This is a genomic window from Acinetobacter sp. BIGb0102 (assembly GCF_003815055.1).
Taxonomy (GTDB): domain Bacteria; phylum Pseudomonadota; class Gammaproteobacteria; order Pseudomonadales; family Moraxellaceae; genus Acinetobacter; species Acinetobacter vivianii.
The window spans coordinates 699145-714538 of record NZ_RKQE01000010.1 but is presented as its reverse complement, the minus strand read 5'-3'; the positions used below and the strand labels follow the sequence as shown (position 1 = coordinate 714538).

Below are 15394 nucleotides of genomic sequence, written 5' to 3'. Positions count from 1 at the left end.
TTTATAGAACAGCTTTGAGACGTTTAACCACTTCTTCACACTGGGCTAAATCTGCAACTAGTGCCATGCGCACATGACCTTCACCCGGATTGCCTTGTTCAGTCTCACGAGACAGATAACGACCCGGTAAAACTTTAATATGTGCTTTTTCCATTAACATCTTGGCAAAAGTTTCATCATTATCCACTTTTAACCAATAATAAAAGCCTGCATCTGGTTTTTGTAACGGCAATAAATGACCGAGTTCAGACTGGAATAAATCAAATTTAGCACGGTATTGCTGGCGGTTTTCTTCAACGTGCGCTTCATCATTCCATGCTGCGATTGAAGCCAGTTGATTTTGTACGGGCATTGCAGCGCCGTGATAGGTGCGGTATTGCAAATAAGGTTTCAATAAAGCTGCATCACCAGCAACAAAGCCAGAGCGCATACCCGGCAGGTTTGAGCGTTTAGAAAGTGAATGGAACACGATACAGTTTTTATAATCGTCACGGCCCATTTCCGCACAAACTTCTAGCAGACCAATCGGTGCCTGATCAAACCAGAGTTCTGAATAGCATTCATCTGATGCAATAACAAAATCATATTGATCAGAAAGGGCAATCAGCTTTTTAAACTGTTCTTTTGATAGAACCGTTCCTGTCGGATTACCCGGGGTACAAACAAATAATAAAGCTGTTTTTTCCCATACTTCGGCAGGCACGGCGTCGAAATCGCCTAAGTAACCATTTTCTTCGGTACAGTTAATGAAATAAGGTTTTGCACCTGCAAGTAGGGCAGCACCTTCATAAATCTGATAAAACGGATTTGGCATCACCACATAAGGTGCATCTTCGCGTTTAATCAAGGCCTGTACAAAAGAGAAAATCCCTTCACGTGTTCCAGAAACGGGCAGAATATGATCCTCTGCACTGATCTGGTTCAGCTTAAAGCGATTGGTGAGCCATTGTGCAATACTTTGGCGCAGTTCTGGCAAACCTTTACTGTTTGGATACGTTGATAAATGAGCAAAATTATCAATAATTGCTTGCTTCACAAACTCTGGCGCTGGATGTTTTGGCTCACCAATTGATAAGGGAATCAATGGTAAATTGGCAGGTTGTACCTCTTTAAAAAGCTGGTTTAACTTTTCAAAAGGATAGGGATGCAATAACGACAAGCTAGAGTTCATTTAAACAGTTACCAAACAATAAAATTTAAGATGGATTACAAATTTGATTCGATGCTTCATCCAAAGCGGCTTTTAGTGTTTCCACAAAAGTTTTGACTTCTTCATCGGTGAGCAAGACACCATTTTTCTTGGTGACAAAGAAAATATCTTCTGCACGTTCGCCCAAAGTAGCAATTCTTGCAGAATGGATATCCAGACCTTGTAGCATGAATAAGCCCCCGATACGTGCTAGTAATCCGGGTTGATCCAGCGTTGAAATCTCGACCATATGTTGCTGTAAGGTCGGGTTCAGGACGATATCTACTGTATTTTGTACATCAAAATGACGTAAATGACGCGGGATACGGCGTTGCATAATCCCCGGATATTGGTCTGAATGACTTAATGCATCCACCAAAGCCGCTTTCACTTTGCGTTCGCGATCTGGATCAGTCAACAAGGTGCCGAAACGATCAAGAACCAAGTAAGTGTCTAGGCTGAATGACGTCGAAGCCGTAATAATACGGGCATCTTGAACATCCAGATTCATGCGATCTAACACGGCCACCGTTGTGGCAAATAGATTTGGCTGATCGCGAGTATAGATAAAGATTTGTACCGCATCATCTGCTGCATTACGATGCGCACGTAATAACACCAAAGGCTCTGGGTTATCACCGTGTTGCAGAATTGCTTGGGTATGCCATGCAATTTCATTGGCTGATTCTTTAACAAAGTATTCATCGCCTAGTTCTTGCCAGACTTTCTCAACTTCAGCGAGAGAGAAGTCATTCACCAAGAGTTCACTGGCAGCAAATTTGGTGTCTTCAATCAGCATTTGATAATCGACTGGACGGCCTAAGCCTGAACGGATCACATCACGCGCATAGGTATACAGCTGACGCATTAATGATGCACGCCATGTATTCCAAAGCTTAGGATTCGTGGCATTAATATCGGCAACTGTGAGAGTATAGAGATAATCGAGATGCTCCATATCACCGACTTTTTCAGCAAACTCTCTGACTTCGTCTGGGTCGGAAATATCTTTCTTCTGAGCCGTGAGTGACATGAGTAAATGATTGTTGATCAGCCATGCCACCAGTTTGCATTCACGTTCGGTAAAACCATGTGTGCGACAGAATTCAATGGCATCAATTGCGCCAAGTTCACTGTGATCACCGCCACGACCTTTGGCAATGTCATGGAAAATTGCAGCCATATATACGATGTCATGGCGGGCAATACGTTGGAACACAGAACTGACGACGGGAAATTCTTTGGCGAATTCAGGTTCTTTAAAACGGCTCAAATTACGGAGTAACAATAAGGTATGTGCATCGACGGTATAAATATGGAATAAGTCGTATTGCATTAACCCAGTAATCTGCCCAAATGCGGGAATGTAATTGCCGAGAACGCCGTAACGTTTCATCGCCACCATGGTGTTGTATAAATGGGGTGAACGGATAATCGACATGAACAGGGCTTGATGTTCTGGATTGTCGCGGAAACGCTGGTCAATCCGTTTTGCTGCAAGCACCAGCAGACGTAAGGTACGGGCACGAATCCCAGTAATTTCTGGTCGATTCGCCAACAGGTAAAACAACTCCAGAATTGCGCTTGGCTCTTCTGAAAAGACTTTGTGATGTTGAACCGCAAGCTTACCATCGACAATTTTAAAACGTTCATTAATGTCGATAATGTGACGTTCATAATCAGGCAGGCGAGGCGTAATCACTGACTCATTGAAATAGGCCAGTAGCATTTCATTCAGCGTTGAAACTTGTTGCGCCGTCCGGTAATAGCGCTTCATGAACTGCTCAACTGCAAAATTAACAGGCTGACCTTCTTCACGGACATAGCCAAATTTTGCTGCAATATCACGTTGATATTCAAATAAAAGACGATTTTCGTCGCGTTTGGCAAGACGATGCAAATGGGTACGGATTTCCCATAAAAAGCTTTCCGCTTCTTCGAGTACACCGAGTTCAAATTCGGTAATAAAGCCCAAATGCACCAGATCATAAATACGATTGACACGGAAATGACGTTTGGCAATCCAGCCGATCTGGTTGATATCGCGAATACCGCCCGGGGCATTTTTAATATCTGGTTCTAGATTACTTTCCGTATTGTTGTGCTGCGCATAACGCTTAGCTTGTTCAGCCATTTTGGCGTCATAGAAGGTTTGATCCGTCCATGTTTGCGCCACGATACGACGTGGCCATTTTGCCAGTTGCTGATTGCCAGTAATGAGTCGTGCTTCAATCAGTGTGGTCGCAACAGTCAAGTCATTAATGGCTTGTTCAACACAGTTTTGAATGGTACGAACACTAATGCCCGGTTTGAAATTACCGACATCCCATAAAGAAGAAATAAAGGTTGAGATCAGTTTTTCTTGTTCTTCACTGATTTCATCCTCAGATAAAATCATGATGTCGGTATCTGAATAGGGCAGCATTTCATGGCGGCCGTAGCCACCCACTGCAAATAGACCTAGTTCAGTTTGATTTAAACCAGCATGATTCCAGAGAAAGATCAGCGCCTCATCAATCGAATCTGAACGGGCGCCAATCACTTCACGAATCGGTTGCCCATTTTCATAACTCTCCTGTAATTGATTTTCTACATCTGTTCGCCATTGGTTAATGGCTTGAATATCATGATGACTGGTGACGTAGTTCAACAATGGAGAGGTATTGATCATGAAAATGGGTCTACTCAATAGGTTAAGAGTTAGTGTGTACGCTCACTTGGTCTGCGGCTTGTTGGGCCAATTCACGCGCAAGATCTGTGGTTTCAGCACGTGCAGTGGCAACGCCCATACGACGGCGTTTAAAGCCTTCTGGTTTTCCAAAGAGGCGTAAGTCTGTATCTGGATTTACTAAAGCAAGATTCAAGCCAGCAAAGCTAAGGTTCTTCGCATCGACACCCGCATAAATGACTGCACTTGCTGCCACACTGTGACGCGCAGTATTTACAGGTAAACCTAAAATGGCACGGGCATGCAATTCAAATTCGCTTTGGAATTGTGAAGCTAAAGTCACGAGACCTGTATCGTGTGGGCGAGGTGAAACCTCACTAAACCAGACTTTATCGCCCTTGATGAATAACTCAACCCCAAAAATACCACAACCACCTAAAGCTGTAGTTACTTTATTGGCAATACGTTTTGCTTCTTCAAGCGCGGCAGGCGTCATTTGTTGTGGCTGCCAGCTCTCGACATAATCACCCGCATCTTGGCGGTGTCCGATCGGATCACAGAAATGGGTTTCAATTTCGCCTGTTTCTGGATTTTTAGCACGGACGGTAAGCAGGGTAATTTCAAAATCAAAATCGATTTGCGATTCAATAATCACGGTACCTTGATTAACACGACCGCCTTGCATAGCATAATCCCAAGCAGCGTCAACTTCATCAAAGCTCTTGACGCGAGACTGGCCTTTACCTGACGATGACATCACAGGTTTGACGAAGTTTGGATAACCAATATCGTCACATGCGGCACGGAAACTTTCTAAAGTGTTGGCAAAGCGATAAGCAGAGGTTGGTAGACCAAGTTCTTCAGCCGCTAAACGACGAATCCCTTCACGGTTCATAGTGAGGTTCACCGCTTTAGCCGAGGGGATGACTGTAGCTGTTTTATTTTGTTCGATTTCAACCAAGACTTCAGTGGCAATGGCTTCAATTTCAGGAACAATCAGATTCGGTTTGATCTTTTCAATCAGTTGTTTTAATTCGGCTGGATCGGCCATATTCAGGGTATAAGCAAAATGGGCCACTTGCATTGCTGGTGCGTGATCATAACGATCTGCGGCATGAACTTCGACACCCAAGCGTTGTAAAGAAATCACAACTTCTTTACCAAGCTCTCCAGAACCTAACAGTAAAACCTTAAATGCAGAAGATTGAAGTGGAGTTCCAAGAGTGACGCTCATGCGAATAATCCTATCCTGAGTAATTTGTGTTTAAGCATAGCAGAACTTTTTGCCGAATTAAGCCTATATGACACAAAAAACATGCTTTTTGTTAGACAAAAATATTGTGGGTAAAGCCCTTTGATTTAATTAAACATTGACTTGATAAGTTAGTTTTAATTCCTCCGCATTTTGCCCACGAATTCCCCAGTTGACTTTTGGTGTTTCAAAAATCGTGATTTCAACGTCATGAGGTGAAATCCCACATTGTTGTTGAATATAAGTAAAAAGTAACTGGATTAGGTGTTTTTTTGCTTCTTTACTACGTCCTTCAAACATTGATATTTCGATAATCAGATAATTGTCACTGCGATCCTCTGGATAAATAAAATCGTTGGTCGCAAGACTGATGAAACGCTGGAATTTCTTTTCTACAGGATAATTCAAGCTGTTGACCAGCGTCTGATGAATGGCATGAGAAAGCTGGTTTCTAAACTGTTCAATTGTTTGTTGTAATGCATAAATCTTGATTTGTGACATGGGGGATTTACTTCCTGATGAGGTATTGATTGTTTTATTAAAATTAAGACAGAAAAATTTAGCGCAAGATAAATCTGAAATCTTTCGCTGATATCGCAAAATTCTGTGCACGATAAAACAGTAACAATGATTGAGAATTATTCCCAAATTGACTAGCATAATGGCCTTATGTTTCATCGGCGATCTGATATGTCTAATCTAAACACTCGTGTAACAGCAATCATGTTGTGTAGTGCCTTTTTCTTGGCTGCTTGCGGGAACTCAGGTGATGAGCCAAAAGAGAAGGTAGAGATCAAGCCAGCGCCAAAACTCAATAATGATGCAACGACCTATGCCAATGCTGCATGGAAACTGATCAATGAAATTGATCCGATTGTTTATAACAAGCAAACGGCTGAAATTGAAGAGAAGGTTAGAAAACCATTACGCCAGCTCAGCACGGATTGGCGGATCAATGTCAAAATGACAGACTCGGTGACTGAAGGTAAATATGCGCTTTGCCGTAAGGCATTGACCAGTCTGGATACTTGGGCGCGTGATGTCAAAGATAAGGAAAATGTATCTGCCCAAAAGCAGGCAGACTACGAGCGTGATAAAGCACAATGTAAAGATGCGATTGATAACCCTGCATTAGGAAATACCTCTCCTAAATAATGAGGTGCATATAAAAAAAGCGAGATCATTGATCTCGCTTTTTTATGGTTAAAGCTATCGTTGGATTATGAGGTTTTGACTGTTTTTGCCGCTTCCTGTTTGGCTTGAGTCGCTGTGGAACTCGCTACTTTTTTGGTTGCCGAAGCAGCCTTCATCGCTTCATGTTTAGTGGTGTCTTTGGCTTTAATGGCATCATGTTTTACGGTATGGGTTGCTTTGGTGGTTTCTTTTTTTGCTTTCACGACGCCAGCTGCGACACATTTTCCACCTTTATGATTTGGGCCAGTGCCACCCTGGAGTTGAGTTCCTTTTGGACATGCAAATGCGCTAGCGCTTAATACGGTAAATAAGCCTGCTGTTAGAATTGTTGCGATTTTTCTCATGATTATCATCTGCGAGGATAAGCGATAGTGCTTAGCTTTAATGTAGACGTGTTGAGATAGGGAAAGCAGACTGATTTTGTGAAATATTTTAGAGCATGCGTAGCATTTTATAGTGACAGTTTGTCTTTTAATTTAGCGTTAAGTTTAAAAGCATATTGCAATCCAGACCTTAATCGTTAAGGCACAATTGCTATCTCTTGATCTTAGGTTTTTACATCACTTACTGTTGCGAATTGTCTTAATCTGTCTAGATCAATTACCGTAATTTTCTTAAATCCTAATTGAATCACCCCTTGCTTTTCAAACTGGTTCAGTTCGTGATTAATCGTTTGTCTGGAGACGGTCAGCATATTGGCTAGTTGATCCTGAGAGATTTGAATATTAAAGTCCTGAATCGTTGAACGGTTGCCATATCCTTCCAGAATAAATAACAGACGCTGTGCCAGACGTTGACTGATGCTTTGGGTTTGAATCGCGATTTGCTCTAAAAATACGTAACGTAGTTTTTGGCTGGTGAGCAGGGCAAAGTAATACCAGTAATAGGGATTTTTTAGCAAAAAATCATTGAGCGCTTGGGCTGGAATTTGCAGTACGACACTCTTTTTTAAGGCAATGGCATCATGCGAACGGGGTTGCTGGTCAATCAGGGAAATTTCACCAAACCACATGATCGGCTCAGCAATGGCGGCAATCGCTTCAGTGCCATTCACATCGATATATCCCAGGCTAATCGAGCCTTCCAGTACACCGTATACGCCATCAAAGCGATCTTGGGCATGAAAAACTGCCGCATTTTTTTCAACGCTGTATTTCTTGCCATGCTCGATAATAAAGTTTTGAAAAGGTTCAGCTAAATGGCGAAACCATAAATTTTCTTTTAAATGCTGAATATAAAGCGGCTCTAACACGATTTTTCCTTGTTTAAAAAGACATCCATTTGTCAGCTACATGACAACTTGATCACGCTATTTCTTATAGATTAACAGCATAAACGAATGATATGAGGAAAGAAAAATGACAAATCTGGAACGTTTACTGAGTCAATATGCAGCTTATCACTTAGATCGAAATAATATTGTGACTCATTTTGTGGGAATTCCTTTAATTGTATTTTCCATTTTAAGCTTAACGGCCCGTGCGGGCGTAGAAATATCGGGCGTTTCAGTCACATTAGCTTCCGTACTTATTGTACTCAGTATTCTCTATTATATTTCACTGGATAAGCTGTTTGGCATTCTGATGCTGATCATCATGATCGTTGCCTATCCCTTCGCTGCAAAAATTGCCGCACTACCTATGTGGAGCTGGTTGGGCGCAAGTATTGGTATTTTCGTCGTGGGTTGGGGGTTTCAGTTTGTTGGGCATTATTTTGAGAAGAAAAAACCAGCCTTTGTGGATGATCTGATCGGTTTGGCAATTGGTCCTTTATTTGTTTTGGCTGAATTTGTTTTCTTACTGGGTTTCCGTAAACCATTGCATCAACGGATTTTAAAAGAAGCACAAATGAAACGTGCTGAAATGGATATGAAGCCGCAAACAGCCGCTTGATGGGCTGGACTCATATATACAAAGCCAAGTTGATTAAGCTTGGCTTTTTCATTTATTGGATTCAAAGATTCTAAAAGACTCATTCAGTTGTTAAGCTATCATTATTCAAATGTGGTGGTCAGAATTAAAAAACACATGACAGGAATTTATGAATATTGGTCATTACCTGGCAAATTAAACATTAAATGTCCCGCATGTCAGGCCAAGGCGGATTTTGAATTTGCCCGATTGGCAAAGATTCCGTTGAAAAAAGATATCGATTATTTTCAGCAGCATGCGGATTTTGAATATGCGCGTTTTCAGGATGCTTGTGGCGGTTATTGGCATGCTGCATTTTATTATCCAAATCTTTCTGGCGGCATTGACCAGATCCATGACTTACCAGAAGGATATGATCCAACAGCTTGGAGTACGCGCTATTCAGTGCAAAGTCGGGGTGGGGTGATATGTGAATCTTGTGGTTATCGACAGAAACATGAATTGAACTGGCCGAATGATGCCTATTATGTGGTGATGTATCGGCAACAGCATTTATGGGCCTTTCACCGTGAAGCTGCACTTGAGCTTTACCATTATTTGAGTGAAGCCTTACGCGACCATAAAAAATATCGTTATTCGTTCTTTCTATTGCATATTCCGACAATCTTCAAGCAGAAAAAAGCACGGCAGCATGTGACTCAGCGATTGCAAAAATTATTGAGTTAATGGGCTGTTAACGTTGCAGTTATCTTTGAGCAAATAAAAAAACCGCCAATAAGGTCATTACTGGCGGTTTGGAAATCAAAAAACTGATTTATACGTTAAAGCGGAAGTGTAATACATCGCCGTCTTGAACAACATAGGTTTTACCTTCTAAACGCCATTTTCCTGCTTCTTTGGCGCCATTTTCACCGTTATATTGAATGAAGTCATCATAAGCCACACATTCAGCACGGATAAAGCCTTTTTCAAAGTCAGTGTGAATCACACCAGCTGCTTGAGGCGCAGTTGCACCGACTTTAACTGTCCAAGCACGAACTTCTTGTACACCCGCAGTGAAATAGGTTTGTAGGCCAAGTAATTTATAACCTGCACGAATCACCACGTTCAAACCTGGCTCTTCCATACCCATTGCTTCAAGGAATTCAGCACGATCTTCATCTTCAAGTAATGAAATTTCTGCTTCGATCTGGTTGCAAAGCGGTACAACAATCGCATTTTCTTCAGCAGCGAGCTTTTGTACTGCTTCAAGATGCGGGTTGTTTTCAAAACCATCTTCTGCCACGTTGGCAATATACATGGTTGGTTTAAGGGTCATTAAACCGAAACCACGAACTGCTTTACGTTCGTCATCAGAAAGGTCAGCCGCACGTGCTGGTTTGCCTTCATCAAGCAAAGGCTGAATTTTTTCTAAAACTGCTTTGGTTGCAACGGCTTCTTTGTCGCCGCCTTTTGCTGCTTTAGTTAAGCGTAATAATGCTTTTGCAACGGTATCAAGATCCGCAAGTGCTAATTCAGTGTTGATGGTTGCGATGTCATCTAATGGGTCAATTTTACCATTCACGTGAATGACGTTTTCGTCTTCAAAACAACGAACCACGTGTGCAATAGCATCTGTTTCACGGATGTTGGCAAGGAACTGGTTACCTAGACCTTCACCTTTTGATGCACCTGCAACAAGACCAGCGATATCAACGAATTCCATTGTGGTTGGTAAAATACGTTGTGGTTTTACGATTGCAGAAAGTTTGTCCAAACGTGGATCTGGTACGGGTACGATGCCTGTATTCGGTTCAATGGTACAGAACGGAAAGTTTTCAGCAGCAATGGCTGCCTTTGTTAATGCATTAAATAATGTAGATTTACCTACGTTTGGCAGACCAACAATACCGCAATTAAAACCCATGAAACCACTCACAAATGTGTAATATAAAAATTGCTGCTGATTTTACATGAAAGCCATGACAAAGTCATGGCTAGAGCGGATTATCAATTCGACATTAAACTTTGCGTTTATCGAACTGTTGAGCAATATGATCACCTGTGGTTTGAACCAGCATCACCAAAACGATCAGCACCACGATCACCGCCAGCATGACTTGCATATCAAAACGCTGATAGCCATAGCGATAGGCAATGTCTCCGAGTCCACCTGCACCAATCGCACCTGCAATGGCAGAAGAACTGATCATGGTCACAATGGTCACGGTAAAGCCTGCAATGATGCCTGGTAGAGCTTCGGGAAGGAGTACGTGCCAAAGAATCTGTTTGCGGTTACAGCCCATCGCTTGTGCGGCTTCAATTAGACCTTGATCGACTTCGCGTAAGCTGACTTCTGCAATACGGGCGAAGAAGGGAATTGCGGCAATAGTTAAGGGTACAATCGCAGCTAATACGCCATAACTGGTGCCGACAATCCAGCGGGTAAACGGAATCAATGCCACCATTAAAATCAGGAAAGGGACAGAACGGGTAATGTTAATGACCCAGCCTAAGGACTGATTTATCTTCTTGGATGGATAGATGCCAAAATCTGCGGTACTCACTAAAATCAAGGCAATCGGTAGGCCAATAAAAAAGGCAATAAAGGCAGAAACACCCACCATCACTAAGGTATCGATAGTGCCTGTCAACAATAGATCAATGAGTTGATTGTACATAACCGATCACCTCAAGTTGTGTAATGGCAGGATGTTTTTCAAATTGTGCATCATTTAGGTCAAAGTCGAGATGACCAATGCCAATCACCAGTGAGCCAATGGTTCGCTGTTGAATAGTATCTACCTGACTGTGATAGACCTGAACGGGGCTATTAAAGCTGCCCAGCAATTCATACAGATCAGGAACCGATTTCGATTCACTGATATATTTGAGTTTTAAAATCTGCTGTGTGGTGTGCTGATCAGCAGACTGGCTCAGTTCAAAGGGTAAATTCACCTGTTCAAAATTGAGTAATTCTTGCGTGATCGGTTGTTGTGGATTCGAAAATACCGACCAGACTTGCCCAGACTCGATGATTTCACCATGATCAATCACCACCACTTGATCGCAGATTTCCTGTATGACCTGCATCTCATGCGTGATCAAGACAATGGTTAAACCCAAGTCTCGATTGATCTGTTTTAACAAAGCGAGGATGTTGGCGGTACTTTCGGGGTCGAGTGCCGAAGTTGCTTCATCACAGAGCAGGATTTCAGGCTGAGAGACCAAGGCACGGGCAATACCAACGCGTTGTTTCTGCCCGCCTGAAAGTTGGGACGGGTAATCCTGATGTTTGGCACTTAAACCTACCAGCGTCAGTACATCATTCACCCGTTGTTCAATTTCAGCCTTATCATAAGCTGCAATACGCAGTGGTAAAGCCACATTTTCCCACACCGTTTTTGCTGACATTAAATTGAAATGCTGAAAAATCATGCCAATTTTTTGCCGAGTTTTGATCAGTTCGGCATGACTCAGTTCAGCTATATTTTGCTGGTGAATCAAAATACTGCCTGTATCAATCGCTTCCAGCCCATTTAAGGTACGGATCAGTGAGGATTTACCCGCACCACTTTTACCGATAATGCCGACAATCTGCGCTTTAGGTATATCGAGGTTAATGTCTTTTAAGGCATGTAGGCGTTGGTCTTGTACCTCATAAAATTTATTTAAACCGCGTATTTTCAGATGTGGAACTGAAAAATCGACCTGTGAACCAAAACTCACCATTATTGTTCTCCTTATTTCCAACCAGGGAACCAGAGCGTTGGGCCGAAATCGCTGTCTAATGCGGCTTTGACCTTCGGCGAGTTTTGATAAATCTCGACAAATTTCTGTAGTTTGCTGTCTTTGTCCTGATAGTCATCACGCACCACAAATAAAATGGCATAACGTTTGTTGGTGTTGTCATCAAACAATAGGGCACTTTCAGGATCAGCCGTTTTTGCCAAGCGTAAGTAATGTGGATAGCCAAAAGCTAAATCAACATCATCAATCGCACGTGCAGTTTGAGGGCCTTCAACTTCGGTAAATTTCAGATTTTTAGGGTTTGCAGTAATATCTTTTAGTGCAGAAAGATGATTGTTGCTGTCTTTCAGTTCAATCAGCTTAGCTTGTTGTAAAAGCAGTAATGCACGGCCTTGATTCACTGGATCATTAGGAATGGCAACTGTTGCACCATTTGGAAGTTCATCGAAACTTTTATATTTTTTCGAATACAATCCAACATGCGAAGCCGCACCCGCAGCAAAGGATTTTAGCTTGAAGCCAGTTTCCTTAATCGCATTATCCAAGAAGGGTTGATGCTGAAAAAAATTCGCATCAATGTCACCATGATTTAAGGTAATGTTAGGCGTGTTCCAATCAGAAAATTCCACCAATTTCACATTGAGACCCTGTTGTTTGGCTTCATCCGCAGCGACTTGTAGGGGGTGTGCAAACGAAGGGCTAATCCCAATCACCAATTCACTACTGTTATTGTGTCTTTGTTTATTCCAGATGAATAACGCGATAATTGCGATAACAACGACAAGGCCAATACCCAACCATTTTTTTGAGGCAGTTTGAGCCATTTATTTCTCCAATTCTATTCTTAAATGTTTAAGCACTAATTTCTTCAATTCTTTTTAGATCATCTATGTTGTTATGCGTTCTACATCGGAACTGATCGGCAGGATGGCTTGCGGCTAAATGATCGCCTTGGGCAAACAATTTGTTACGTAGTGAACCCATTGCATATTCAGTTTTATAACGTCCACGTTGTTGTAACTCAGGAATCACCAATCGAATAAAATCATGATGTGATTCAGGCGCAACGGTACGGGTCAGGTTAAAACCATCAATGCCTGTCTGATCAAGCAGCTCAATGAGATATTCCGCAACCTCTGCGCCACTACCGACGATGAGAGGATAACGGCCACCAAGAACATGCTGCGCTTTCAGATCATTTTTACTTATACGCTGTTCTTTAAATTTTTCATTGACGGAAGCAATGCTGTTGCTCTTTTGATAGGGAATCGCTTCATCGTCATCAAACTTGGCAAGGTCAATACCGACTGAACTGGCATAATGGGCTAAACCTGCTTCAGGGCTGGCATACTGACGATATTCAGCCAGTTTTTGCTGTGCGAGTTCGTGTGTTTCAGCCACAACAACAGTAATCCCGACAAAGATCTTAATGCCATGTGTATCACGACCTTGTTGCGTAGCCTGCTGACGTATTTTATTGACTTGCTGACGTATTTTTTCAGGTTGATCACCGCCAATAAAAATACATTCTGCATGACGCGTGGCGAACTGTAGTCCTTTCGGTGAAGCACCTGCCTGAAATAATGTTGGGGTACGTTGTACCGACGGCGCCACCTGAAATACACCTTGGCTTTGGTAATATTGCCCTTGATGATTGATCGAGTGGACTTTGTTTGGATCAGTAAAAATACGCTGTTGCTTATCTTTCTTTAAGGCATCACTTTCCCAAGAACCTTCCCAATATTGATAGCAAAGCTGTAAAAATTCCTCGGCCTGATCATAACGCGCATCATGATCTTTTAAGCCTTTTTGTCCAATCAGGCGTTCAGCACTATCCAGATAACCTGTGACAATATTCCAGCCTAGACGACCTCGGGTTAAATGATCAAGACTGGCAAAACGGCGTGCAAATTGGTAGGGCTGTTCATAGCTGAGATTGACAGTCACGCCAAAGCTTAAATTCTGTGTCACCAAAGCCATTGCCGAAATCAAGGTAGAAGGATCGTGACTTGGTAATTGAATCGACTCTTTTAAGGTCAGATCGATCCCATTTTGGTAGACATCATAAACGCCCGTAATATCAGCTAAAAATAAACCATCAAACAAACCTTGCTCTAAGGTTTGTGCCAATTCAGTCCAATAATTCAGCTCATTAAAACGGTGTGATTGATCGCGTGGATGGGTCCATAAGCCATGATTGATATGGCCAACACAGTTCATATCAAAGGCGTTTAGTAAAATTTTCTTTGGGAGATTTTGACTCATCACAGCGTCCCCCGACGTGGTGGTAAGATACCGTTCAGGACATAATTGCCAATAAAGTAATATTTCCAGCGCGCGGCATCGTGCAAGGTATGTACCCGTGCATTACGCCAATGACGATCAAGACCATCTGCACGTTGACTGCCACGACTACCTGCCAATTCAATCAATTTAGAAGATGCTTTTAAGGCGGTTTCTGTACTATGCGCACGCACTTTGGCGACATCAATCGAGGCTTTGGCTAAGTTCTCTGCATTGAGTTCCTGTTTAGCGATATCAACTGATTGAGCAGCTTGTTTGAGGAGTAGTTCACTGGCTTTAACATCAGTTGCCACGCGCCCCAATTCAGACAGGGTTAATGGATCTTGAGTTGCGGACTCAATATTGGCATCAATCCAGGGACGCGCCACACGTACACGTTGTAATGTTTCCTCAAATGCAGCACGGGCAATCCCAACTTCAATTGCAGCATGCATGATTTGTGCAAATGGGCCAACTAAAGACAGTTGTTTGAATGCGGTATCAAAAGGAATCACATCCTCTTTGGCAACGAAGACCTGATTAAACTTGACTGTGCCACTGCCTGTGGTGCGTTGACCAAAACCAGACCAGTCATCAATCAGCTCAAGGCCTTGGCTGTCGCGTTGTACAAAAGCCAGAAACTCATTACCCACTTCATCAACCACTAAGGTTGGAATACGATGGGCGAATAGACTGCCTGTGCAATAAAACTTTTCCCCTTGAATCAGATAACCGTTTTCGCTTGGAATCAATGTGGTTTGCTTATGCGCAGAAGTACGTGTTTTAAATTCAGCCAGTGCATTGCCAAAACGAGCGCCTTGTAAAACTTCTTGATAGAGATGTTTCTTTTGTGCGTCTGTGCCAGTATTTCGTAGTACTTCCAAAGCATAAAAGTGATTTTGTGGAATTTGCCCAATCGAACCATCCGCACCACTAAATAGGGCAATTACTTTGGCAACGGTGAGGCTGGAAACCTCTGCACCGCCATACTGTTTAGGTACGGTAATTGCCCATAAACCTGATTGGCTATACGCTTCGATTTCTGTAAAGGGTAAGTCCCGATTGGCGTCGCGTTCCACCGCATTTTTCTTAAACTGTTGACTCAGTTGGGTTGCAATTTCCAGTGCTTCTGCATCACTCTGAATAACATGCGCCGCTTTAAAATGAGTTTTGGCAAAACCTTGTAATTCTTGATATGAAGTCATGAT

General features: G+C 42.5%; 15 protein-coding genes. 3 read left to right on the top strand and 12 right to left on the bottom strand.

The features are described from left to right. Window position 1: 1 nt before the first annotated feature. The 4 genes from dapC to EC846_RS06095 all read right to left on the bottom strand — a co-directional run bounded on the left by dapC (window position 2) and on the right by EC846_RS06095 (window position 5610). Window positions 2-1171, bottom strand: a complete 1170-nt coding sequence (dapC, locus tag EC846_RS06110) for a succinyldiaminopimelate transaminase (RefSeq protein WP_062848336.1) — start codon at window positions 1169-1171, stop codon at window positions 2-4. Window positions 1172-1196: 25 nt separating this feature from the next. Beyond that, entirely contained in the window at window positions 1197-3860 is a 2664-nt protein-coding gene (gene glnD / locus EC846_RS06105; protein WP_005257074.1) for a [protein-PII] uridylyltransferase, read from the bottom strand. Between the two features lie 22 nt (window positions 3861-3882). Beyond that, window positions 3883-5100 (bottom strand): formate-dependent phosphoribosylglycinamide formyltransferase, encoded by a 1218-nt coding sequence (gene purT / locus EC846_RS06100; RefSeq protein WP_171409992.1) that lies wholly within the window; start codon window positions 5098-5100, stop codon window positions 3883-3885. 120 nt (window positions 5101-5220) lie between these two features. Then, window positions 5221-5610 (bottom strand): tautomerase family protein, encoded by a 390-nt coding sequence (locus EC846_RS06095; RefSeq protein WP_123774541.1) that lies wholly within the window; start codon window positions 5608-5610, stop codon window positions 5221-5223. A gap of 189 nt (window positions 5611-5799) precedes the next feature. Here EC846_RS06095 and EC846_RS06090 point away from each other — a divergent pair, with 189 nt between their 5' ends. Continuing rightward, window positions 5800-6264, top strand: coding sequence for a hypothetical protein (locus EC846_RS06090; protein ID WP_032810570.1), 465 nt, complete (start codon window positions 5800-5802; stop codon window positions 6262-6264). A gap of 65 nt (window positions 6265-6329) precedes the next feature. Here EC846_RS06090 and EC846_RS06085 read toward each other — a convergent pair whose 3' ends face one another. Continuing rightward, the gene (locus tag EC846_RS06085) at window positions 6330-6647 is read right to left on the bottom strand and encodes a hypothetical protein (RefSeq protein WP_123774540.1); all 318 of its coding nucleotides are present in this window, start codon (window positions 6645-6647) and stop codon (window positions 6330-6332) included. A gap of 203 nt (window positions 6648-6850) precedes the next feature. Then, entirely contained in the window at window positions 6851-7555 is a 705-nt protein-coding gene (locus EC846_RS06080; protein ID WP_123774539.1) for a Crp/Fnr family transcriptional regulator, read from the bottom strand. Window positions 7556-7661: 106 nt separating this feature from the next. Here EC846_RS06080 and EC846_RS06075 point away from each other — a divergent pair, with 106 nt between their 5' ends. Continuing rightward, window positions 7662-8195, top strand: coding sequence for a DUF962 domain-containing protein (locus EC846_RS06075; RefSeq protein WP_123774538.1), 534 nt, complete (start codon window positions 7662-7664; stop codon window positions 8193-8195). Window positions 8196-8330: 135 nt separating this feature from the next. Beyond that, window positions 8331-8900 (top strand): hypothetical protein, encoded by a 570-nt coding sequence (locus EC846_RS06070; RefSeq protein ID WP_123774537.1) that lies wholly within the window; start codon window positions 8331-8333, stop codon window positions 8898-8900. Window positions 8901-8988: 88 nt separating this feature from the next. On the opposite strand, the gene ychF is transcribed toward EC846_RS06070, so the two are convergent. The 6 genes from ychF to EC846_RS06040 form a co-directional block, all read right to left on the bottom strand. Continuing rightward, complete coding sequence (gene ychF / locus EC846_RS06065; protein ID WP_062848343.1) at window positions 8989-10080, bottom strand: redox-regulated ATPase YchF; 1092 nt, start codon at window positions 10078-10080, stop codon at window positions 8989-8991. A gap of 94 nt (window positions 10081-10174) precedes the next feature. Continuing rightward, window positions 10175-10834: a methionine ABC transporter permease gene (locus EC846_RS06060; RefSeq protein ID WP_123774536.1), complete on the bottom strand. Its 660-nt coding sequence runs from the start codon at window positions 10832-10834 to the stop codon at window positions 10175-10177. Beyond that, window positions 10815-11885: a methionine ABC transporter ATP-binding protein gene (locus EC846_RS06055; RefSeq protein ID WP_123774535.1), complete on the bottom strand. Its 1071-nt coding sequence runs from the start codon at window positions 11883-11885 to the stop codon at window positions 10815-10817. Before EC846_RS06055 ends, EC846_RS06060 begins: the two co-directional genes overlap by 20 nt. Window positions 11886-11896: 11 nt before the next feature. After that, window positions 11897-12727, bottom strand: coding sequence for a MetQ/NlpA family ABC transporter substrate-binding protein (locus tag EC846_RS06050; RefSeq protein ID WP_123774534.1), 831 nt, complete (start codon window positions 12725-12727; stop codon window positions 11897-11899). 28 nt (window positions 12728-12755) lie between these two features. Next, entirely contained in the window at window positions 12756-14168 is a 1413-nt protein-coding gene (locus tag EC846_RS06045) for an LLM class flavin-dependent oxidoreductase (RefSeq protein WP_123774533.1), read from the bottom strand. After that, window positions 14168-15391, bottom strand: coding sequence for an SfnB family sulfur acquisition oxidoreductase (locus EC846_RS06040; RefSeq protein WP_123774532.1), 1224 nt, complete (start codon window positions 15389-15391; stop codon window positions 14168-14170). Before EC846_RS06040 ends, EC846_RS06045 begins: the two co-directional genes overlap by 1 nt. Window positions 15392-15394 lie beyond the last annotated feature (3 nt).

Bases quoted from the DNA above. Each gene is read 5' to 3' on its own strand.
- EC846_RS06075 (WP_123774538.1), top strand. From the start codon at position 7,662: ATGACAAATCTGGAACGTTTACTGAGTCAATATGCAGCTTATCACTTA.
- EC846_RS06040 (WP_123774532.1), bottom strand. From the start codon at position 15,391: ATGACTTCATATCAAGAATTACAAGGTTTTGCCAAAACTCATTTTAAA.
- EC846_RS06060 (WP_123774536.1), bottom strand. From the start codon at position 10,834: ATGTACAATCAACTCATTGATCTATTGTTGACAGGCACTATCGATACC.
- EC846_RS06085 (WP_123774540.1), bottom strand. From the start codon at position 6,647: ATGAGAAAAATCGCAACAATTCTAACAGCAGGCTTATTTACCGTATTA.
- EC846_RS06095 (WP_123774541.1), bottom strand. From the start codon at position 5,610: ATGTCACAAATCAAGATTTATGCATTACAACAAACAATTGAACAGTTT.
- EC846_RS06070 (WP_123774537.1), top strand. From the start codon at position 8,331: ATGACAGGAATTTATGAATATTGGTCATTACCTGGCAAATTAAACATT.
- EC846_RS06055 (WP_123774535.1), bottom strand. From the start codon at position 11,885: ATGGTGAGTTTTGGTTCACAGGTCGATTTTTCAGTTCCACATCTGAAA.
- EC846_RS06050 (WP_123774534.1), bottom strand. From the start codon at position 12,727: ATGGCTCAAACTGCCTCAAAAAAATGGTTGGGTATTGGCCTTGTCGTT.
- dapC (WP_062848336.1), bottom strand. From the start codon at position 1,171: ATGAACTCTAGCTTGTCGTTATTGCATCCCTATCCTTTTGAAAAGTTA.
- EC846_RS06045 (WP_123774533.1), bottom strand. From the start codon at position 14,168: ATGAGTCAAAATCTCCCAAAGAAAATTTTACTAAACGCCTTTGATATG.
- ychF (WP_062848343.1), bottom strand. From the start codon at position 10,080: ATGGGTTTTAATTGCGGTATTGTTGGTCTGCCAAACGTAGGTAAATCT.
- EC846_RS06090 (WP_032810570.1), top strand. From the start codon at position 5,800: ATGTCTAATCTAAACACTCGTGTAACAGCAATCATGTTGTGTAGTGCC.
- glnD (WP_005257074.1), bottom strand. From the start codon at position 3,860: ATGATCAATACCTCTCCATTGTTGAACTACGTCACCAGTCATCATGAT.